This is a genomic window from Halocatena pleomorpha (genome assembly GCF_003862495.1).
GTDB lineage: Archaea > Halobacteriota > Halobacteria > Halobacteriales > Haloarculaceae > Halocatena > Halocatena pleomorpha.
The window spans coordinates 143,766-162,476 of the sequence record NZ_RRCH01000003.1 but is presented as its reverse complement, the minus strand read 5'-3'; the positions used below and the strand labels follow the sequence as shown (position 1 = coordinate 162,476).

21 protein-coding genes are annotated in these 18,711 nt (G+C 59.6%); 5 read left to right on the top strand and 16 right to left on the bottom strand.

Annotated elements, in window-relative coordinates:
* Positions 1–213: 213 nt before the first annotated feature.
* The 3 genes from gatA to EIK79_RS01835 form a co-directional block, all read right to left on the bottom strand.
* Complete coding sequence (gatA, locus tag EIK79_RS01845; protein WP_124953431.1) at positions 214–1,488, bottom strand: Asp-tRNA(Asn)/Glu-tRNA(Gln) amidotransferase subunit GatA; 1,275 nt, start codon at positions 1,486–1,488, stop codon at positions 214–216.
* Positions 1,485–1,763, bottom strand: a complete 279-nt coding sequence (gatC, locus tag EIK79_RS01840; RefSeq protein WP_124953430.1) for an Asp-tRNA(Asn)/Glu-tRNA(Gln) amidotransferase subunit GatC — start codon at positions 1,761–1,763, stop codon at positions 1,485–1,487. Before gatC ends, gatA begins: the two co-directional genes overlap by 4 nt.
* Positions 1,764–1,891: 128 nt before the next feature.
* Positions 1,892–2,599, bottom strand: a complete 708-nt coding sequence (locus tag EIK79_RS01835; protein WP_124953703.1) for a PHP domain-containing protein — start codon at positions 2,597–2,599, stop codon at positions 1,892–1,894.
* Positions 2,600–2,755: 156 nt separating this feature from the next.
* Between EIK79_RS01835 and purL the strand changes: the two genes are divergently transcribed.
* The gene (gene purL / locus EIK79_RS01830) at positions 2,756–4,924 is read left to right on the top strand and encodes a phosphoribosylformylglycinamidine synthase subunit PurL (RefSeq protein WP_124953429.1); all 2,169 of its coding nucleotides are present in this window, start codon (positions 2,756–2,758) and stop codon (positions 4,922–4,924) included.
* 22 nt (positions 4,925–4,946) lie between these two features.
* On the opposite strand, the gene EIK79_RS17860 is transcribed toward purL, so the two are convergent.
* Both EIK79_RS17860 and EIK79_RS01825 read right to left on the bottom strand, forming a co-directional pair.
* Positions 4,947–5,105, bottom strand: coding sequence for a DUF7550 family protein (locus tag EIK79_RS17860; protein ID WP_185715475.1), 159 nt, complete (start codon positions 5,103–5,105; stop codon positions 4,947–4,949).
* Between the two features lie 60 nt (positions 5,106–5,165).
* Positions 5,166–6,755, bottom strand: a complete 1,590-nt coding sequence (locus EIK79_RS01825) for an ArnT family glycosyltransferase (protein WP_124953428.1) — start codon at positions 6,753–6,755, stop codon at positions 5,166–5,168.
* A 171-nt stretch (positions 6,756–6,926) separates the two neighbouring features.
* On the opposite strand from EIK79_RS01825, the gene hisF reads away from it, so the two are divergent.
* Positions 6,927–7,742, top strand: coding sequence for an imidazole glycerol phosphate synthase subunit HisF (hisF, locus tag EIK79_RS01820; RefSeq protein ID WP_124953427.1), 816 nt, complete (start codon positions 6,927–6,929; stop codon positions 7,740–7,742).
* Between the two features lie 20 nt (positions 7,743–7,762).
* Here the strand turns inward: hisF and EIK79_RS01815 are convergent, their stop codons facing one another.
* Both EIK79_RS01815 and EIK79_RS01810 read right to left on the bottom strand, forming a co-directional pair.
* A complete protein-coding gene (locus tag EIK79_RS01815) occupies positions 7,763–10,024 on the bottom strand; it encodes a CDC48 family AAA ATPase (RefSeq protein WP_124953426.1) in 2,262 nt (753 codons plus the stop codon).
* Positions 10,021–10,254, bottom strand: coding sequence for a hypothetical protein (locus tag EIK79_RS01810; protein ID WP_124953425.1), 234 nt, complete (start codon positions 10,252–10,254; stop codon positions 10,021–10,023). Before EIK79_RS01810 ends, EIK79_RS01815 begins: the two co-directional genes overlap by 4 nt.
* A gap of 176 nt (positions 10,255–10,430) precedes the next feature.
* Here EIK79_RS01810 and EIK79_RS01805 point away from each other — a divergent pair, with 176 nt between their 5' ends.
* On the top strand, positions 10,431–11,201 hold the full coding sequence (locus EIK79_RS01805; protein WP_124953424.1) for an alpha/beta fold hydrolase: 771 nt from the start codon (positions 10,431–10,433) through the stop codon (positions 11,199–11,201).
* Between the two features lie 4 nt (positions 11,202–11,205).
* On the opposite strand, the gene panB is transcribed toward EIK79_RS01805, so the two are convergent.
* A complete protein-coding gene (gene panB / locus EIK79_RS01800) occupies positions 11,206–12,018 on the bottom strand; it encodes a 3-methyl-2-oxobutanoate hydroxymethyltransferase (RefSeq protein ID WP_124953423.1) in 813 nt (270 codons plus the stop codon).
* A 60-nt stretch (positions 12,019–12,078) separates the two neighbouring features.
* Positions 12,079–12,789 (bottom strand): DUF2270 domain-containing protein, encoded by a 711-nt coding sequence (locus tag EIK79_RS01795; protein WP_124953422.1) that lies wholly within the window; start codon positions 12,787–12,789, stop codon positions 12,079–12,081.
* Between the two features lie 109 nt (positions 12,790–12,898).
* Here EIK79_RS01795 and EIK79_RS01790 point away from each other — a divergent pair, with 109 nt between their 5' ends.
* Positions 12,899–13,141: a DUF5822 domain-containing protein gene (locus tag EIK79_RS01790; RefSeq protein WP_124953421.1), complete on the top strand. Its 243-nt coding sequence runs from the start codon at positions 12,899–12,901 to the stop codon at positions 13,139–13,141.
* Between the two features lie 4 nt (positions 13,142–13,145).
* Here EIK79_RS01790 and EIK79_RS01785 read toward each other — a convergent pair whose 3' ends face one another.
* The 3 genes from EIK79_RS01785 to EIK79_RS17855 all read right to left on the bottom strand — a co-directional run bounded on the left by EIK79_RS01785 (position 13,146) and on the right by EIK79_RS17855 (position 14,447).
* Complete coding sequence (locus EIK79_RS01785; protein WP_124953420.1) at positions 13,146–13,661, bottom strand: HAD family hydrolase; 516 nt, start codon at positions 13,659–13,661, stop codon at positions 13,146–13,148.
* A gap of 179 nt (positions 13,662–13,840) precedes the next feature.
* The gene (locus EIK79_RS01780; RefSeq protein WP_124953419.1) at positions 13,841–14,179 is read right to left on the bottom strand and encodes a hypothetical protein; all 339 of its coding nucleotides are present in this window, start codon (positions 14,177–14,179) and stop codon (positions 13,841–13,843) included.
* 106 nt (positions 14,180–14,285) lie between these two features.
* Positions 14,286–14,447: a hypothetical protein gene (locus EIK79_RS17855; RefSeq protein WP_185715474.1), complete on the bottom strand. Its 162-nt coding sequence runs from the start codon at positions 14,445–14,447 to the stop codon at positions 14,286–14,288.
* Between the two features lie 576 nt (positions 14,448–15,023).
* Between EIK79_RS17855 and EIK79_RS01775 the strand changes: the two genes are divergently transcribed.
* Entirely contained in the window at positions 15,024–15,488 is a 465-nt protein-coding gene (locus EIK79_RS01775) for an NUDIX hydrolase (RefSeq protein ID WP_124953418.1), read from the top strand.
* A 28-nt stretch (positions 15,489–15,516) separates the two neighbouring features.
* Here EIK79_RS01775 and EIK79_RS01770 read toward each other — a convergent pair whose 3' ends face one another.
* The 4 genes from EIK79_RS01770 to EIK79_RS01755 all read right to left on the bottom strand — a co-directional run bounded on the left by EIK79_RS01770 (position 15,517) and on the right by EIK79_RS01755 (position 18,684).
* A complete protein-coding gene (locus tag EIK79_RS01770) occupies positions 15,517–16,641 on the bottom strand; it encodes an acyl-CoA dehydrogenase family protein (protein ID WP_124953417.1) in 1,125 nt (374 codons plus the stop codon).
* Positions 16,642–16,691: 50 nt separating this feature from the next.
* Positions 16,692–17,498 carry an aminoglycoside N(3)-acetyltransferase gene (locus EIK79_RS01765; RefSeq protein ID WP_124953416.1) on the bottom strand — a complete coding sequence of 269 codons (807 nt, stop codon included), beginning with the start codon at positions 17,496–17,498 and terminating at the stop codon, positions 16,692–16,694.
* 82 nt (positions 17,499–17,580) lie between these two features.
* On the bottom strand, positions 17,581–17,865 hold the full coding sequence (locus EIK79_RS01760) for a DNA-directed RNA polymerase subunit L (protein ID WP_124953415.1): 285 nt from the start codon (positions 17,863–17,865) through the stop codon (positions 17,581–17,583).
* 60 nt (positions 17,866–17,925) lie between these two features.
* The gene (locus EIK79_RS01755) at positions 17,926–18,684 is read right to left on the bottom strand and encodes a CPBP family intramembrane glutamic endopeptidase (protein WP_185715473.1); all 759 of its coding nucleotides are present in this window, start codon (positions 18,682–18,684) and stop codon (positions 17,926–17,928) included.
* Between the last annotated feature and the right edge of the window lie 27 nt (positions 18,685–18,711).

The window sequence follows — 18,711 nt, the reverse complement described above, 5'->3', positions numbered from 1 at the left end:
CCGGCGTCGATGCACGCCCTACACGCCATCCCAACCGACACCAGTACCCGTTTTCGTGGATCGACTCGACCATCCAGTTGACAGCACTTTCACCATCCGTACGCTTGCTATCATGCTGCCAGTGGTTCCCGGTGTGAATCTTAGGAACGCAGATGGCACATCGCTTCGAGGAAAGATCGTCCGAGAAGGGCCAGTTCGACTGCACTCAGTTAGTCATTGGAGCGCACTTCCAGCGCGGAGGATTCTGTGCTCTCCGAAGGCAGGGCCAATGAGTTGGAATCCGACGGGGAACCCATCGGCGCGGCCCACAGGAACGGAGATCGCAGGAAGGTTAGCGAGGTTTACAGGGACCGTATTGGCATCTATCTGGTAGAGTTGGAGCGGATCGTCGAGGCTTTCACCGATTTCTGGGGGAAGAACAGGCATCGTGGGTGAGGCAAGCACGTCCGCGTTTTCGAACGCGTCATCGAATTCCTGTTTGACCCACGCACGAGCGTCCTGTGCCTTCTTGTAATACTTGTCGTGGTATCCGGCCGAGAGCGCGTACGTCCCCAGTAGGATTCGGCGTTTGACTTCCTCACCGAACCCGCTCTCTCTGGCCTGAGCGAACGACTCGTTCCAATCGCCTTCATACCCGCCAGAGACGCCGTACCGCACGCCATCAAAGCGCGCGAGATTCGAGGAGGCTTCTGACATGGCGATGACGTAGTACGCAGCGAGGGCGTGCTCAATCGAATCGAGTTCGATCTCGACAACGGTGGCACCTCGTGCTTCCAGTTCGGCTACTCCGTCATCGAAGGCGGCCGCCACCCGTTCGTCGGCCCCAGCGCGGAGATTCTTGAGCACACCGATCGTCATGCCGTCAACGTTTCCATCGGCAGCAGCGGCGTAGTTCGCGTCTGCTCCGTTCTGGTGGGTGGTCGCGTCGTTCTCGTCGGGACCGGCGATCACATCTAACAGCGTGGCGGTTTCCTCGACGGTCGGCGCGATCGGCCCGATCTGCTCTAAGCTGTTGGCGTACGCGATCAGCCCGTATCGGGAGACGAGTCCGTACGTGGGTTTGAGACCAACGACGCCACAGAACGCTGCCGGATTACGAATCGATCCCCCGGTGTCGGTTCCGAGCGCCAGATCCGCTGCCTCTTCTGCGACGGCGGCGGCACTTCCCCCTGAGGAGCCACCGGCCACACGGCCCGGGGCACGAGGGTTCTCTGTCGGCCCGAACGCGGAGGTTTCGGTCGTTCCACCCATTCCGAACTCATCCATGTTCGCTTTGCCAACAATCGTGGCACCCGCTGCTGTGAGTCGCTCGACAACTGTGGCGTCGTACGGTGGGACGTACTCTTCAAGCATCGTCGAGCCACAAGTCGTCCGGACACCGGCGGTCGAAATGTTATCCTTGACGGCGATGGTTCGACCGGACAGCGGGCCTTCGCTGGTGGGTTCGATCGTTGTCTCAGTGATGAAGGCGTTGTGCTCCGTACTCATGATACCCGGGGGCCTTTGAAGTAGCCGTCTTCGGTCTCAGCAGCGTTGTCGAGCGCCTCGTTCTGATCCAGACTCGGGCGTTGCTCGTCCGGCCGCATGACGTTCACGAGATCGCTCTCCCGTTCGATCTCGGGGACTTCATCCAACGAATCGAAGTAGTCAAGGATATCCTCAAACTGTGCTTCGAACCGTTCGGCCTCCGACTCCGTCAGGGCGACCCGTGCGAGATCCGCCACGTGATGGACTGCATCGGCGTCGACGGCGTCCTCACTCATATACGGGACCAGTCCGGGCCGACCACTAAGCGTTTCGATACTGCAAACGATCGACGAGCCGCTGGTTGGGACTGGGAGAACGTATCACTGCGAGGATCACTCGATGTCCGCTGAACCGCGTGGTCCGATCAGAGCAAGCCCCGGCCGGTGTCTGAAATGAGATCCTCCGCAGCGTATTTGAGGCGTCGCTTGGCGGCTCCACCAGCTTGCCGGAGACTGATCCGCCACGGGGTTCGCTGTCCGACGACGGTTGTTTCTCCGTCAGCGATGGCTTGAAGGATGCCATCGATCGTTCGTTGTCCGCTGCCGACGTGGGTGATTGCCTGTCCAACCATCTCAGCGATGTGGGCGTCGCTACCGGCGGTCATCGGCAACTCACGGTTGGCTGCAAAGCGCTTGGCCTTTCGGTTCGAGCGCCCGGTGAGCAGGCGAGAGTTATACACCTCAATAGCATCCGCGCGAGCCAACTGTTCGTACGAAACGTTCGGTGCGACACCGTGACGAGCGCCCTGAAACGGGTGGGGAACGACCGCAATCCCCCCGAGATCGTGAATCCGCTCGATCGTCTCTGTGAATGTCAGTCCCGACGGTACGCGTTCTTCGATTCCCAATCCGAGTACGTGGCCCGCAGTGCTCGTTATCTCCGCTCCTGGAATCCCGACCAATCCGTATTCAGGAGCCATTTCCGAGGCTTTGAGACTCGCGTCGATCTGGTCGTGATCAGTTACTGCGACCGCATCAAGACCGATCGCTTCCGCTTGGGTGAGTAGCATGTCAATCGGATCACGGCCATCGTACGAACGGTCGGAGTGGGTGTGTAGCTCGACCGAAAGCACATCCAGCAGTTCGTCGCTGCTGGCAAAAGCGATACGATACTCGATTCGATCGATAAATGTCACCCAATATCATTCACAACGAGCTATAGATAGACCGGAGCAGCGGATTGGACAACATAGAAAGGGCTTTCACCGGGCTTAGCTGACATCCCGGCAATGAGCCTCTCCGCGTCGGATTACGAACTCGTCGTTTCGGAACTCGACCGCGATCCGACACCAGCAGAGGAAGCGCTCTTTGAAAATCTGTGGAGTGAGCACTGCGCGTATCGTTCTTCCCGACCGTTGCTGTCAGCGTTCGATAGCAACAGCGATGCTGTCGTCGTCGGTCCAGGCGATGACGCCGCAGTTGTTGCGCTTTCTGATTCGGTGTACATCACGTTGGGGATCGAGAGCCACAACCATCCGTCCTACGTCGATCCCTACGACGGAGCTGCGACGGGAGTTGGGGGAATCGTACGCGACACCATGTCAATGGGAGCGTATCCGATCGCGCTCACCGACAGCCTCTATTTTGGATCGTTTGCGGACGAACACCCCCGGTATCTGTTCGAGGGCGTTGTTGAGGGGATCGCAGATTACGGCAACTCGATCGGCGTGCCGACTGTCGGCGGCAGCGTCGTTTTTCATCCTGAATATGCAGGAAATCCGCTCGTCAACGTCGCGTGTGTTGGGGTCGTCACCCCCGACCGATTGGTTACTGCCGAAGCCCAGAACGCGGGCAACACGTTAGTGCTCGTGGGCAACGCCACCGGGCGGGATGGGCTCGGTGGCGCCAGTTTTGCGAGCGAGGATCTGAGCGAGGACGCCGAAACCGAGGACCGACCGGCGGTGCAGGTCGGTGATCCCTACACTGAGAAGCTCCTCATTGAAGCGAACGAAGCGTTACTCGATGAGGAGTTGATCGAATCGGCGCGCGATCTCGGCGCGGCGGGGCTTGGCGGGGCATCCAGCGAGCTGGTCGCAAAAGGCGGACTGGGTGCACGCATCGAACTCGATAGCGTTCACCAGCGCGAGCCGAACATGAGCGCGCTCGAAATCCTCCTCGCTGAATCCCAAGAGCGGATGTGTTATGAAGTCGCTCCCGAACACGTCGATCGCGTCCAGGAGATCGCAGACCGGTTTGATCTTGGGAGCTCTGTCATCGGAACGGTGACAGAGGGCAACTACGTCTGTACGTTCGACGGAGAAACGGTCGTCGACGTGCCGGCCGATTACTTAGCTGACGGTGCGCCGATGAACGATCTCGACAGCGTTCCGCCAACGCCGCCCGAAGAGACCGACCTCCCGACACCGACGTTAGAGACTGCGTTCGAGTCGGTGCTCGCAAGCCCGAGCACGGCGAGCAAGCGGTGGGTGTACCGTCAGTACGATCACGAAGTCGGAACGCGGACGATCGTTCGGCCTGGTGATGACGCTGCGGTGCTGGCTGCCCGTGAATGTGAAGATGAGCGAGGAATTGCGATCGCCGCCGGAAGCAATCCCAACTGGACAGCGCTCAATCCGTATGACGGCGCTCGTGCGGTGGCGCTTGAAGTCACGACGAACCTCGCTGCCAAAGGGGCGACGCCGTTGGCTGCCGTGGACTGTCTCAACGGCGGCAATCCCGAGACGCCCAGCGTGTACGGTGGGTTCAAAGGAATCGTTGACGGACTGGCTGACATGTGCCGAGCGCTGTCGGTGCCAGTCGTCGGGGGCAACGTCTCCTTGTACAACGATTCTGCGAGTGGTCCGATTCCCCCGACGCCGACACTCGCAATGGTTGGAACGACGACGGGGTACGACGCTCCGCCGCTCGGCTTTCCCGACTCCGACGAACCGGAACCGGGAACGATCCTTCTCATCGGGGACCACACCGTGGCGTCCGAGCGGACGCCACGACTCGGGGGATCGGAGTATCTTGCTCAGTTCGACGGCACTGACGCGTTTCCCACCCCACCCGGGGAGTCCGTAGCGACGGCGTTCGTCGAAGCGCTTGCGGCAGTTGCGACCGACGAACACACTAAAGCGGTACACGACGTGAGTCACGGCGGCCTCGCCGTTGCCCTCGCAGAGATGATCTCAGAGAACAGGGGCGCAGAGGTAACGCTCACCGGTGACGACAACGGCGCAGGGCTGTTGTTCCACGAACGAACAGGGCGGGCGGTCGTCGAAACCACTGCACCGACTGCGGTCCGAGCAGCGTTCCCGGACAACGTTCCGGTTGAGCGGATCGGCTACACTGACGCGAGCGGTGAACTCACACTAACGGTGAACGGAGAACGGCTCGAATACGACGCAGAGACAGTCCGATCGATTCGAGGAGTGCTCGATCAGGAACTCGATTGATGCGCTTTCGTTCGTAACTAGCTCAGAGTGTGGTGAGAATCGGCACGCCGAAGACGATCGCCAGCCCGACGATCGCAACGACGATTCCGACGCCGACGTCGCGCATGGTGTACGGCTGTTGGGGGGCGGTTTGGCGTTCGATGTGGTCCGCGTCGATCGCTGTGCTCTCGTGATTAGCCATATCTGTGCTGTGGCGGGACTGTACTTTGGGCTGTCGGTCCGGTTTCTAGTGCGATGATGGTTATCTCCGCCGAACGATCAGTGTGCCTTTGGTCTCGAAGACGACTTCGTAGTCGGGTGATTGCCGCAAACTGCGTCCGAGACGCGTCCAGCGGCGTTCTCCCGCTTGGCGGTCTTTGCGAGCGTATCCCGAGGCGGTAAGATACACGTAGTCCGGATCGAGATTGAACTGATCGAGCCGTGACGTGAGACAGGAAGCGTCGAGACACGGGCGTAACTGGTCTCGCATGTGCATCTGTCGGTCTCTCGTTCCTTCCCACTCACTCCCTTGGGGGACAACGAGATTCGTCCGATCAGTGAGTAGGGGGAACCATTCCGCAACGTCTCCGATGACGACGAACGAGGCGTTTTCGGTCGTGTTCGACCGGACCCATTCCGTCGCTGTTACGTCGGAGCCGTGCACGAACATCGGTAACTCATCGTCCGCGTCCCCGCCAGCAACGTACACCGCTGCGGAGGTCGTGCCGTAGGCTGTGACCAACCCAAGGATGAGGATCGCCAGCACACAGCCGCGCGGTCCGTTGGATCGCAATCGCATCGCTCCGCGCTTACAGGCGGACAACGCCGTCCCGTCTCTTGTTTCGATTGTCTCTAAAACTGTGGTCTCGATCCGTCGGAGAAGCGGAACCACTCCCTCAAACAGCGACACGGCGACCATCATCGCGCCGATAACGAGTAGGAATTCGTCGCGGCCGGTGAGAAAACCAACGACGACGAACCAACTCGGGAGCATCGGCTTCCGGCGGACAAGGAGAAACAGTCCGCTGAGAATTGCAAGCGGAGGCCAAGGTGACGGCACCGACACCGTCTCCGTGGGAAACTCTTGGTACCAGTTGAGATAGCCGATGCCGTCGTGAGTGCTCCCCGCCTGCAGGAACACCTCAAATCCGTGCGTGCTGACAACCGGCAGCCACCACGGCGCAGCGAGAACGATACCACCAGCGGCGACAACAGCCCCGCGAAGCAGTCCGTCTACCGTTCGGTCGAGCCAGACGTACAATACGAGGTAGCTCGTGCCGAAGAAGAACGTGTACAACGGGTGAGTGAGCAGCGTTGCCCCGAACAGACCCATCGAGGCGAGCAGCCACGTCCGTGAACCGGTTTTGAAAAGCCGAACGCCGGTGTATATGCCGGCACTCGTGAACAGCAACGCCGCTGCCCGGACGGTCCCGCCCGCCGTGAGAGTCAGATGAAGCACCGACGGAGCGGTTGCGACCACGATTGCCGCAAACGCCCCTTGTCGACGGCTCTGGAGTAGCTCTGTCGCTGCTACGGCGTAGACGATGAGCGCACACGCGACTACCACTCCCGGAAAGAGACGCGCAAGCGCGAGCGGTGGCGCACCGATGTCAAGCAGGAATCCGACGACGAACAGCATGAGCGGCGGATAGCTGAAGGGTATCCCGCCCGACGTGTAATGTGAAATCCTTGTGGGCAGCGTGTACCCGTGGGCGACAATCTCCTCACCCATCATCAAGAACAGCCCGCCCCCTAACGATGGATGCTCGTGTGTCAGAACGTACGCGAGGTAAACCGGAACGAACACAAGGACGCCAGCAACACACCAGCGCCAGTGAGATCGATCGATCACGCGTTTCTGGTCAATAGCCAATAACTAATATCTCAGTGTATATTTTCGGACGCGGTTCGATCGTTGAAATTGAATGAAACGTATATGTTGTCCAGTAGCCAGCCATACGGAACAGGCGTCGGTCGCCTCGCGAGTCGGACTCGTTTTAATACCTCGAATCCTACCTCGGGCATGACGTTGGCCAAGCGGATCATTCCCTGTATCGATGTGGATCTCGACGAGGAGGGGAACGCCGCCGTCTACACGGGCGTCAACTTCGAAGATCTCCAGTATACGGGCGATCCGGTCGAGATGGCGCGCCGGTACAACGAGGCGGGCGCTGACGAATTCGTGTTCTTGGACATTACGGCGAGTGCCGAAGGACGGGAAACGATGCTAGAGACGGTGTCTCGGGTTGCGGATGAAGTGTTTATCCCACTGACCGTTGGCGGGGGAATCCGGACTCGGGAGGACGTAAAGGAGACGCTCCGCGCTGGGGCTGATAAGGTGTCGATCAACACGGGAGCGCTCAAACGGCCCGAGCTCATCACGGAGACGGCAGCGGCTTTCGGTAGTCAGTGTGTCGTTATCAGCGTCGACGCTCGGCGTCGGTTCGACGAGGCAGGCGAACAGTACACCCGTGTCGATGGAGAGTCGTGCTGGTTCGAATGTACGGTTAAGGGCGGCCGCGAGGGTACCGGCGTTGATGTCGTCGAATGGGCGACGGAAGCCGACGAACGCGGCGCTGGTGAGTTGTTCGTCAACTCCATCGACGCCGATGGAACGAAAGACGGCTACGATATTCCGCTCACGGAAGCCGTCTGTGACGCCGTTTCGACGCCCGTCATCGCGTCATCGGGCTGTGGCGGTCCCGAAGACATGTACGACGTGTTCACCCAAGCTGGGGCGGACGCGGCGCTGGCTGCGTCGATCTTCCACTTCGGAGAGTACACCATCGAGGATGTCAAATCCCATCTCGCTGCGCGTGACGTTCCCGTCAGGCGATGATTCCGACCAATCCAGTTTCGTCACTGGAACGTTCGGCTGATCTGTTCTCTGTCGGTCGGTTCACTGGCGCGTCCGAACTGGTCTTCGATCTCGTCGTACTGTTCGCGGACTTCGTCGGTGACGCTTGGACTGGTCTCCTCAAGCGCCTGCTCGAAGTGATCCATCGTGATGCGGACGTTTCCAACTGAGGTTTCGATCTCTTCGGCGTCGACGTGGTCGATGAATTCACGGGTAGCGATCATCGCGGCTTCGCGACAAACGGCTTCGATATCGGCTCCGACGTACCCATCAGACATCCGTGCCAGCCGTTCGAGATCGACGGCGTCAGCGAGGGGTTTGTCACGGGTGTGGACCTCGAAGATCGCTTGCCGGGCCTCCTCGTCAGGAACCGGCACGTGAACGTGCCGGTCGAGACGTCCGGGCCGGAGGAGGGCGCTGTCGATGAGATCCGGTCGGTTGGTCGCAGCGATGACGACAACGTCGTCGAGTTCTTCAACGCCGTCGAGTTCCGTCAGCAGTTGTGAGACGACGCGCTCGCCGACACCGGAGTCGCTCATGCGCTGTCCGCGCTCGCCCGCGATCGAATCGATCTCATCGAAGAACACGACGGTCGGTGCGTTCTCCCTGGCCTTCGAGAAGACATCTCGGACGCCTTTCTCGGATTCACCGACATACTTGTTCAACAGCTCCGGTCCCTTGATCGAGATGAAGTTACTGTTGGCCTCGTTGGCGATGGCTTTTGCGAGCAACGTTTTCCCTGTGCCTGGTGGACCGTACAGGAGGACCCCTTTGGCCGAGGCCATGTCCATCGTCCGGAACACCTCGGGATAGTCGATCGGCCACTGGATCGTCTCTCGGAGCCGATCTTTGGTGTTTTCGAGTCCGCCGACGCTGTTCCACGTAACGTCTGGAACTTCGACGAACACTTCCCGGAGCGCGGACGGTTCGATGCCTTTGAGCGCGTCCCGGAAATCGTCGTCCGTCACGCGCAAGTCTTCGAGTACCTCGCTGTCGATCTCGTCGCTTTCGAGATCCAACTGGGGACGAATGCGCCGCAACGCGGTCATAGCGCCCTCTTTGGCGAGTGATTCGAGATCGGCTCCCACGAACCCGTGCGTGTTCTCGGCGTACACGTCAAGATCGACGTCGTCGGTGAGAGGCATCCCTCGGGTGTGGACCTGTAAGATCTCCTTGCGTCCCTCTTGGTCGGGCACGCCGACTTCGATCTCCCGATCGAATCGGCCGCCACGCCGAAGCGCGGGATCAAGCGCATCGACGCGGTTGGTTGCGCCGATGACGGTCACTTGCCCGCGTTCTTCAAGCCCATCCATCAGCGAGAGGAGCTGAGCGACGACGCGGCGCTCGACATCGCCAGTGGTCTCACCGCGTTTTGGTGCGATGGCGTCGAGTTCGTCGATGAAGACGATCGCGGGCGCGTTGTCGGAGGCCTCTTCGAAGATCTCCCGGAGCTGTTCTTCGGATTCACCGTAGAATTTCGACATGATCTCCGGCCCGGAGATGTTGGTAAAGTACGCGTCGATCTCGCTAGCCACCGCCTTGGCCATCAGCGTCTTACCGGTTCCGGGTGGGCCGTGCAGGAGGACCCCCTTGGGTGGATCGATCCCCAACTGCCGGAACAGTTCTGGATGACGCATCGGCAACTCGATCATCTCTCTGACCTGTTCGAGTTCCTCGTCTAGTCCGCCGATGTCTTCGTAGGTGACGTTGGGCGTCTCCCGATCGCTTGGCTCTTCAGAAACGATCTGTTCGGCGGGTTTCTCACTCACATGCATCTCCGTCGAATCGGTGATCACGACCGTCCCGCTCGGGCTGGTGTCTGCGATCTTCAGCGGGATGCTCTGGCCGGACATGCTGGATAGGGGACCCAAACCGAACGAGATCGGAACGGTTTGACCCGTCGTCACCGCGTGGCCGCTCAGTTGATCGCGGATCAATGATCCGACGTCGCCCTGAATCCGGAGGGTCTGGGGCAGCGCCACTGTAATGCTTTTTGCGGGCTTTACGTCCGCTTTCTCGACGGTGACGCTGTCGTCGATCCCGACGCCGACCTCCTGACGGAGGCGTCCGTCGATCCGGATGATTTCCTGCCCCTGATCCTCCGGATAGCCCGGCCAGACGCGGGCGACAGCACGGCCATCGTCTGCGCTGATAACGATGTAATCCCCGTTTTCGAGATCAAGCTCGGACATCGCTTCGCGGTCGATCGCTGCGAGTCCACGCCCTGCGTCTTTTTGTTTGAGGAATTTAACTGTGAGTTTCATCGTTCCACCTCTACACCAACGATCCCGTTTTTCATAAACGCTTGCGCGTCGCCGGTCGGAAGGTCGATATCGTACTGTTTGCCTTCGACGGCGAACATCGCCGTTCCGTCAGCGACATCGATCGATACGTCGGTGCCGGCACCGACGTCCATCACGAACACGATTGCGTCGTCGTATTCGTATTTGGAAACGGGTGCTCCCTCACTCGTGAACCGCTGTTGGTCGTTCATGCTAACTCTAAGTTAGTCACGGTACTATATAAATCTTCGGCAAAAAATCGCGACACGGTGTTGTCGATCAGAAGATCGGTAGAAATGCGGTTCAGATCGTTAGGAGAATCAAACAGTGAAATGGTGGGGTGAATCTAGAGGTGCAGTGTTTATGGAACTGTCGGCGTAGTTCCGGTATGCAAACCGTTCATCACAACGGACGCGAGACGGGGTTTCGGCGGACCGATTTTGGAGACGGGAAGCCAGTGGTGTACGTTCACGGCAGTGGTGGCACTCACAACGTATGGGTTAACCAGTACGGTTCACACACGATCGATCGGCCAGCTGTCGCGCTTGATCTGAGCGGCCACGGAGAAAGCGAGGACATCGATACCGACCCCGGTGTTGAGACGATCGAAGCGTACGCGGACGACGTGGGTGCCGTCGTTCGTTCGGTTGATGGGGGTGTTGTTGTCGGGAACTCCCTTGGCGGTGCGGTGGCGCTGTGGCTCGTTCTCGAACGGGACGTGTCCATCGATGGGCTCGTTCTGTGTGGGACGGGTGCGAAACTGGGCGTGAACGACGGGCTTCTTGAGATGCTCGCGTCGGATCTTGCGGGGACGACAGAACTGCTCCACGGGACGGATCTGCTGTTTCACGACGCCGATGCGGACACTGAAAGCATTTCCAAGGAAGCGATGCGTACCGTGGGGTTAGGCGTACTGCGGCGGGATTTCCTGAGCTGTGACGACTTCGATGTCCGTGATCGATTGAAAGAGGTTTCGACGCCCTGTCTCGCTATTACGGGCGAACACGATCAGCTCACCCCCGTTCGGTTTCACGAGTATCTCGCGGAAAACCTCCCGAACTGTCAACGAGCGACCGTTCCGGACGCAGCGCACCTTTCGATGATTGAGCAGCCCGAACGGTGGAACGACACCGTTCGATCGTTCGTCGAGACTATCTGATCGTTCAGTACAGTTCGTCCAAATCCTCTTCGACGTGGCTGTGTTCTTCGGCCGGGAACGTTCCGGATTCGACCGCCCCAACGTATCCATCGAGTGCGTGCTGTAGCTCCTCGCGGGCGTTTCCGAACGCCGTCGCAAACGGGGGCGGGTTCTCGCTGAGTCCGACCGCGTCGTGGAACACGAGCACCTGTCCGTCACAGTCGGGACCGGCACCGATCCCGATCGTCGGAATATCGAGTTCGTCGGTGATGTGGGCCGCGAGGTTCGCAGGCACGTGTTCGAGAACGAGCGAGAACGCACCAGCGTCTTCGTGGGCGCGCGCGAGATCGAGAATCTCTGCGGCGTCTTCTTCAGTGGTCCCCTGTCTGGTGTAGCCACCGAGTTCGTTCACCCTCTGGGGCGTCAATCCGAGGTGTGCCATGACCGGGATGCCGAGTTGAACAAGGCGTTCAGTCAGATCGACGGTGTGTGGGCCCGATTCGAGTTTGACGGCGTCGGCTCCGGCCTCTTTGAGCATCCGGCCACAGTTGTGGACGCTCTCGGCTGTTTCGACTCCGAAGGAGAGAAACGGCATGTCGGCAACGACGAGCGCCTCCTCAGCAGCACGAGCGACGGCACCCGTATGACTCGCTACCTCATCGACGGTTACAGGTAACGTCGATTCGTATCCGAGTGCAGCGTTACCCATGCTGTCACCGACGAGGATGATATCCATCCCAGCCTCTTCGACGAGGCGTGCTGTTGGGGCGTCGTAGGCTGTGAGCATCGTTACTGGCTCGGAGCCAGCCTTCGAACGGATCTCTGTCACTGACGGCATGACCGATAGTGACCTCCGCGTCAGGTAAACGTGTTCGATTCGACGCGTTCCCCCGGTGTGTTACTCGCTTTCCTTCCACTCACCGTACTCCCGATCACCGAATTCGCCTTTGGCCTGTCGCTCTCGCGGCCACACTGTGATCAAGACAACGGCAATGTAGTAGAGTCCGACGACGACACCGACACCAATCCCTGAAACGGTTCCGATGGCGGCTGTCGATTCCCATGAACCGGTAGAGAGCGCCGTGACTTTGAACAGCCACGACGCGATCAACAGCGTGATGAGTGGGAGATACACCCGACGAAGTCGGTGGGCAAGCGCCTCGGTGAACGGAACTTTCGTCGTCGGATTGCGGTAATCGTTGCTCAGTTCACGCCGCCACGCGCGGTGTTCGACCCCTTGGGACGGATCGAGTGCGTTCGCAAAGAGGTTCTGCTGGAGCATCCGCGCGCGAGCGCGAAACACGTCGTAATCCTGGTATCGACGCGCTTCGATCCCCACGAAAACGGTGATAACCACAATTCCGGCGAGGATGATCTCGTCGCGTCCTTCTGTCGAGAACGCGTAGACGAGGATCGCCGCGATGATCGTGACCGCCCAATTGGTCGTTTCGTCGAGTCGCTGGCGCCACATTGTGACGCGACTCATTTCCCCCCGGTAAAAGTGCGCGGCGACGGATCCGAGACCGACGCTCTTGTCCACCATCTCGCGGCCGATTTCGCGCTCCTCGGGGGCTTCCGGATCGAAGTCTCGCCCCTCGTCGGTGGCCATACAAGCAGTTGGGTCGCTGTGTGCTTAACGTCGCGGCACGACGGAACGGGTAGGTTTATTCACCATCACGTCGCATGTACACCTACCCTACTGAATCGAAAGAAGAGCCATGCCTGAGCACATCAAGACGACGACACCGGAGGGGGTGGACTACGGCTGGGTGATGCAGGTCACGTTCGTCGTGACGATTCTCATTGGCGCGCCTGTGGTTGCAGTGCTGTCGCTGAACGCCGGGGCGCTCCACACATGGACCGATCGCGCCATGTTTGCCCTCCGGATCGGGTCGGTCGTGTGGATTGTCACCGCGATCTCTGTCTTTCTGTACGCCCGCCGAACGCAGGGGCAGACGTAGCTCTCTATACGTATCTGTACGCCGTTCCGGCCCGGTCTGCGGTCAGTTTGTCTCGTTGTGAATCACCGACGAACAGCGTTTTTTCCGGCGTTCTGTCCAGTTGCCGAACGGCAGCGAGCAGCGGTTCCGGATCCGGTTTCCGCGTTGTAACCGTGTCCCGACCGATCACGGTCTCAACGTGGGTGGCGATGTCGTGGTGTTTGAGCGCCAGCCGACACGCCGCCTCACAGTTGAGCGAACAGACTGCAACGGGAACCGATCGGGGCAGTTCCGTGGCGGTTGGGAGTCGCGTCGAACGCTCTGCGCCGCGCCGCTCGTGTTTGCTGATAGTGCGTTCGATGGACGGACGAACGCCGATGTCGTCCGCGAGATCTAACATCCCCCACAGATCCGTTCCATCGACGGTGACGCCCTCGGCTTCGAGGAGTTCGGCCCCTTCCTGCGCGACGGCGTCCCAGTCGACCGCGAGGTCGACGAGCGTCCCATCGAGATCGTAGACAACCGCGTTGTACTCAGTCATACTATCGCTCGGTGCTCACAGGTAGTAGGTTTCCCGGTCACCCACCTTTTTTCCGTTCGGGTGAGCTTCGCTCACCCTCACGCAAAAAATCTGGACCAAAAAAGGCCGCTCGCTGCCGCTCGCGGTGCTGCGTCTTCCCCGCACCGCGACCGCCTCCGCCTCCACTGACTCTGTTGTTTTTAGTCGTCTGCGTGGACGACTGGAGCTTTGTCCACGACACGAGCCACGTCAGGGTAACAGGCCCGCAGTCCATCGAGATCCCCGCGCTGGCGATAGTGGCAGTACTCCGCCAGCATCTCTACTAATCTGGCTGGGGCACCCGTCGCGTCGGGTTGTTCGGTCACCTCGGTTGGCTCTCGATCGTTTTCAGGGGTGTACACCGACTGGACGACGGTCCCATCGCGCTGCTCATGGTAGCGCACCCGGCCGCCATTGTCGAACCAGCCGGTGGCGACCAGCTCGCCCGTCGCCTCATACCGCGTGATGTTCGCAATGCCGGGTAGGTCGTCGTAGTTCACCTGTGATCGGCCAAGTCCGGCCGTCGCTAAGATCTCCTCGATCTGGGTGGCATGCGCACAGCCCGTGCTCCGACACGGTTTACATCACCAGAATCGAAGATTCTGGTTAGCAGCCAGAAGCCTTCGGCTTCTGGCGACACCAGACGCCGTTTCCCACGTCCATCACGTAGTACAGTTCAGCCTTCGAAATCCGGCCTCGATCGTCGAGGGTCGAGATGTTTACCGACTCGCCCAGCCGATCCCAGAACTGAAACACTGGCAGCGTCATCGTCTTCCCCCCACGAGCGCAGTTCCCGCGAACGAAGTGAGCGGCTTTTTTTGGTCCAGATTTTTTGCGTAAGGGTGGCCTCCGGCCATCCGAACGGAAAAAAGGTGGGTCATCGACGACCCTCCAGCAGCGGGCACCCGACCTGATGTGCGTACCGCGATCGAATCGGCCGACCACAGTTCCGACACCGCTGTCGCTGTTTAGTTTTCTGATACGATTCGACACCGTTACATGTCTCTGCTTCGTTCCCAATCATGGGTTTTCCTCTAGCGAGAACCCCAGCGTCGGGTGGTCCTAACACCCGGCGCGTTTCCATGAACGCGCGGCCGCGGTGTGCTGGCGTTCTCGTTTATCGTTCCTTACCCCATCACACATAAAGGTACTGATGCAATGAGCAATATCGTGTCATACCAACAACTCGTTCGACGGTGCGTGCGGCTCGGAGCGGACCGAACTGTGGCACCTATGGACTTTTTAGCGATTTATTGATCCAAAAGAATAACTTATTTTTGGCAGCCATATCTCCATAACATCAAAGTGATAAGATACAAATGCTGATACGCAGCTAACCAGAGTATGGAGACGACCCGTCATTTCACAGCGACTGTCTACATCGTTAACGACGGCGCGACCGCGCTGCACAACCATCAGGAAGTCGGCAAACGAATCCCACCCGGCGGTCATGTCGATCGAGATGAACTCCCTCACGAAGCAGGTCTCAGGGAGGTGCGCGAAGAGACGGGACTCGATCCGACGCTACTCAACGACGCACAGCTGGTTGATACGCCAGATGGGCAAGTACTCCCGCGTCCGCGTCATCAGATGCTCTACGACATAAACGTTCACGACGGGGACGTTGGACACCAACACATCGACAACATCTACTACACGACGGTTCCGAGCCGCGACATCACTCCCGGACCTGATGAAGTCGGCGCAAACGCGTGGGAGTGGTATACCGTGGCGGATCTTCAGGAACAAAACCTATCTCCGAACGTCGTTCAGTTCGGACGCGAAGCGATACGGATGGCAGAGCATTGACCTCCTCCCGCGCCTAAAGTCGCGGGAATCACTCACCGAGTAGCCCACGGGCGATGACCGTCTTTTGGATCTGGGTAGTGCCTTCGTAGATGGTGGTGATCTTCGCGTCACGGTACAGCCGTTCGACAGGGAACTCAGTCGTGTAGCCGTACCCGCCGTGGAGTTGGACGGCGTCGTTGGTCACGTCCATCGCGTTCTCGCTGGCGACGTATTTCGCCGTGCTCGCCGCCATCGAGGCGTCGGGTGCGTCCGCGTGGCGTTTGCGGGCTGCCTCCCGAGCCAACAGCCGCCCGGCTTCGGTTTTCGCGTGCATCTCCGCGAGCGTGTGGCGCACCGCCTGAATCTCGCTGATCGGGCCACCGAACTGCTCGCGGTCGGCAACGTAGTCAAGCGTCGCATCGAGCGCCGACTGCGCGAGTCCCACCGCCTGGGAAGCGATGGCGATCCGACCACCGGTGAGAATCGACAGCGCCGCGCTCAGCCCCTTGCCCTCCGGTGTGAGTCGGTTCTCGGCAGGGATCCGAACGTTATCGAACGTGAGCGGCGTCGTGTCGCTCGCTCGCAATCCGAGTTTGTCCTCTTTGGGACCGACCGAAAGTCCCTCGGCGTCTTTCGGGACGACGAACTGGGTGATCTCCTCAGGACCCGTTTTGGCGAACAGCACGATCACGTCGGCGCGCTTTCCGTTGGTGATCCACTGCTTGTCGCCGTTGATGACGTAGCTATCTCCATCCCGTTCAGCGGTCGTCTGCATTTGGGCCGGGTTCGACCCCGCGCCCGTCTCCGACAGCGCGAACGCCCCCACAGGCCGGCCTTCGGCCATGTCGGGCAGCCAGCGCGTTTTCTGTTCGTCAGTGCCAAACGACGCGATACAGGAGGTCGCCAAACAGTGCACCGAGAAGGCGGTCGCCACCGCTAACGTGCCGTACGCGAGCTGTTCGTTGACGAGGCTGTAGGTGACGGGATCGGCGTCGATACCACCGTACTCTTCGGGTACCGTCATCCCCATCAGATCCAGTTCAGCAAGCCCATCCCATACCGATTCAGGAAACGCTTCGGTTTCGTCCGCCTCGCGTGCGAGGGGTCGAATCTCCTCGACGGCGAACTCGTGGACCAGGTCGCGGATCGCTTCTTGCTCGGTTGTCAGCTCCATACCCCCCTTCTCGCCGTGCTGGTGCAAAAATTGCCCGTTCTCTTTCGTGTTTACCGGTTCGTTTCGAACCAGTCGACCGCGAAGTCGACCATCTCGCGCTGGTTCAAGAGCTTCGATTCGGCAGCACCGACGGCACCGGTCGCACAGTCGATCTGTCGCTCGAAAGCGGTTCCGAGTTCGGAGAAATCCGCAGTGTTCGTCTCGATATTCTCATATTCGATACGGTGTCGTTCGCCGTCCTTGATGACCGGGGCGACGTTCGACGTTCGCTCAGTAGAGATGTCAGCTCGGTACTCCGCGAGGTGAAGCGACGTATTCGTGCTGTGATCAGTGCCGAGAAACAGCACGTCGGCGTCTCGGTCATAGAGGCGCGCGAGCGGCGAGTGCTCACCGAGTCCGTTGTCGAAGCTGTGACCGGCAGTGATCTCCTCGGCCGCCACTCCCCACGCCGCGAACGAAAACTCCGGATGGTGGCTCCGAACGGTGTCCGGATACCCACGGAAACATTCTGGCACCGCACCGACGCCCCGACTCGGCGTGACAACCGGCCGGAACGCTGGCCGTGTCTCACGAATGGTCGACTCCCAGTCGTCCGGAACCGGGGGATTCGACCACGTCGCCGGATTGCTGTACTGGGCGGTAAACGCTGGCATCACCACTGTGCCAGATGGCGTCACTGCTGTCCGGAGTGCCTCCACGACCGCTTGGGCACCGCCGGACACCCAACCTAGCGCGCTCAGAGAAGAGTGAACGAGAACAGTATCGCTTTCACTGAGACCAATCTCACGAACAGCGTCCACGATCGACGACACAGTCACCGGATCGGCCACCCGCTCGACGGTTCCGCGTTCACCCATGCCTCCTATTCATCAACCGATCTATATTATAGTTGATGATCAAAAAGGATCGAACACCGACGAACGCGGTCCAACCCGATCGCTACGCGGCGGTTTCGAACGCCGTGCGGAAGTCCGACGCTTTGGTTTTGATGTTTTCGGCAGCCAGAGACAACATATCGAGCGGATCGGTTTCGTCTTCGGTTTTGATGGTGAGGATCGGATCGGTCTGCCCACCCGACTGTTCAGGGTTCAGATCGTACGTTGCAGCGGCGACAGCATCAATTTCGAGGAGCGCCCCTTTGAGAACGTTCATGAACGTGTGATCTTCGCCGGCGATTTCGATGGAGAGTTCTGTCGGCTCCTTGTCGATGACCCGGAGTTCCATGGATGTATGTTGTCGATCCGGCGTTTGAACGTTTCGGACGCACATCCACGCGGTCGACGATTAGAATAAGACTGCGGGAGTTGTCGACCCGTATTTCAACCCCACGTAGGTGAGCGTAAACAGGGTCGCGTTGTACAGTCCGTGTATGAGTGCCGGAACGACGAGGTTGTTCGTCCGCTCGTAGGCGGTGCCGAAGATTAAACTCGGAACGAGCAAGACAGCAATCGTGACGGCACGGTCACCGAGTGATCCCGTCAGAGACCCAACGTGTGCGCTCGCAAAGATGATGGACGCAAGGATGATTGCCAGTACGGGACCGAACCGTTCCCGGAGCGATCCTTGGATGATCCCGCGAAAGAGGAGTTCCTCGCCGGGGCCGATGAGAACGATCGTAAGCACGATCAACAGCGGGATCAGATCCGGATTCTCGACGACCAGCCCCTGAATCTGGTTCTGTCCCGGATTTAAGCCTAACAAGAGCACGATGATCAACAAGACGAAGACGGAGCCGAACGCTCCGATCCAGCCAAACACGATCCACAGTACGCCGTTGAGATCCGGGCGTGAAACACCGATCCAACCGAGATCGAGATCACGGAGCCATAGATAGCCGGCCGCGATAGAGCCGAATACGACCCCCTGTTGCAACAGCACGCTGAGCGTGAGACCGCCCCATGCAGGGAGGGTAAACGGGAGCAATCCCAACACGAAACGGACGATTGGCGAGAGCACGTATGCTGTGCTACCGATCGCCAGCACAGCAATCGTCACAGCGATCCCGATCGCTGTTAGACGGGACGACCAAACAGAGCGATTCATTCGCATTCGGTCTGTCGTCCGTTCGCC

Bases quoted from the DNA above. Each gene is read 5' to 3' on its own strand.
- gatA (WP_124953431.1), bottom strand. From the start codon at position 1,488: ATGAGTACGGAGCACAACGCCTTCATCACTGAGACAACGATCGAACCC.
- gatC (WP_124953430.1), bottom strand. From the start codon at position 1,763: ATGAGTGAGGACGCCGTCGACGCCGATGCAGTCCATCACGTGGCGGAT.
- purL (WP_124953429.1), top strand. From the start codon at position 2,756: ATGAGCCTCTCCGCGTCGGATTACGAACTCGTCGTTTCGGAACTCGAC.
- EIK79_RS17860 (WP_185715475.1), bottom strand. From the start codon at position 5,105: ATGGCTAATCACGAGAGCACAGCGATCGACGCGGACCACATCGAACGC.
- hisF (WP_124953427.1), top strand. From the start codon at position 6,927: ATGACGTTGGCCAAGCGGATCATTCCCTGTATCGATGTGGATCTCGAC.
- EIK79_RS01815 (WP_124953426.1), bottom strand. From the start codon at position 10,024: ATGAAACTCACAGTTAAATTCCTCAAACAAAAAGACGCAGGGCGTGGA.
- EIK79_RS01810 (WP_124953425.1), bottom strand. From the start codon at position 10,254: ATGAACGACCAACAGCGGTTCACGAGTGAGGGAGCACCCGTTTCCAAA.
- EIK79_RS01805 (WP_124953424.1), top strand. From the start codon at position 10,431: ATGCAAACCGTTCATCACAACGGACGCGAGACGGGGTTTCGGCGGACC.
- panB (WP_124953423.1), bottom strand. From the start codon at position 12,018: ATGCCGTCAGTGACAGAGATCCGTTCGAAGGCTGGCTCCGAGCCAGTA.
- EIK79_RS01795 (WP_124953422.1), bottom strand. From the start codon at position 12,789: ATGGCCACCGACGAGGGGCGAGACTTCGATCCGGAAGCCCCCGAGGAG.
- EIK79_RS01790 (WP_124953421.1), top strand. From the start codon at position 12,899: ATGCCTGAGCACATCAAGACGACGACACCGGAGGGGGTGGACTACGGC.
- EIK79_RS01785 (WP_124953420.1), bottom strand. From the start codon at position 13,661: ATGACTGAGTACAACGCGGTTGTCTACGATCTCGATGGGACGCTCGTC.
- EIK79_RS17855 (WP_185715474.1), bottom strand. From the start codon at position 14,447: ATGACGCTGCCAGTGTTTCAGTTCTGGGATCGGCTGGGCGAGTCGGTA.
- EIK79_RS01775 (WP_124953418.1), top strand. From the start codon at position 15,024: ATGGAGACGACCCGTCATTTCACAGCGACTGTCTACATCGTTAACGAC.
- EIK79_RS01770 (WP_124953417.1), bottom strand. From the start codon at position 16,641: ATGGAGCTGACAACCGAGCAAGAAGCGATCCGCGACCTGGTCCACGAG.
- EIK79_RS01765 (WP_124953416.1), bottom strand. From the start codon at position 17,498: ATGGGTGAACGCGGAACCGTCGAGCGGGTGGCCGATCCGGTGACTGTG.
- EIK79_RS01760 (WP_124953415.1), bottom strand. From the start codon at position 17,865: ATGGAACTCCGGGTCATCGACAAGGAGCCGACAGAACTCTCCATCGAA.
- EIK79_RS01755 (WP_185715473.1), bottom strand. From the start codon at position 18,684: ATGAATCGCTCTGTTTGGTCGTCCCGTCTAACAGCGATCGGGATCGCT.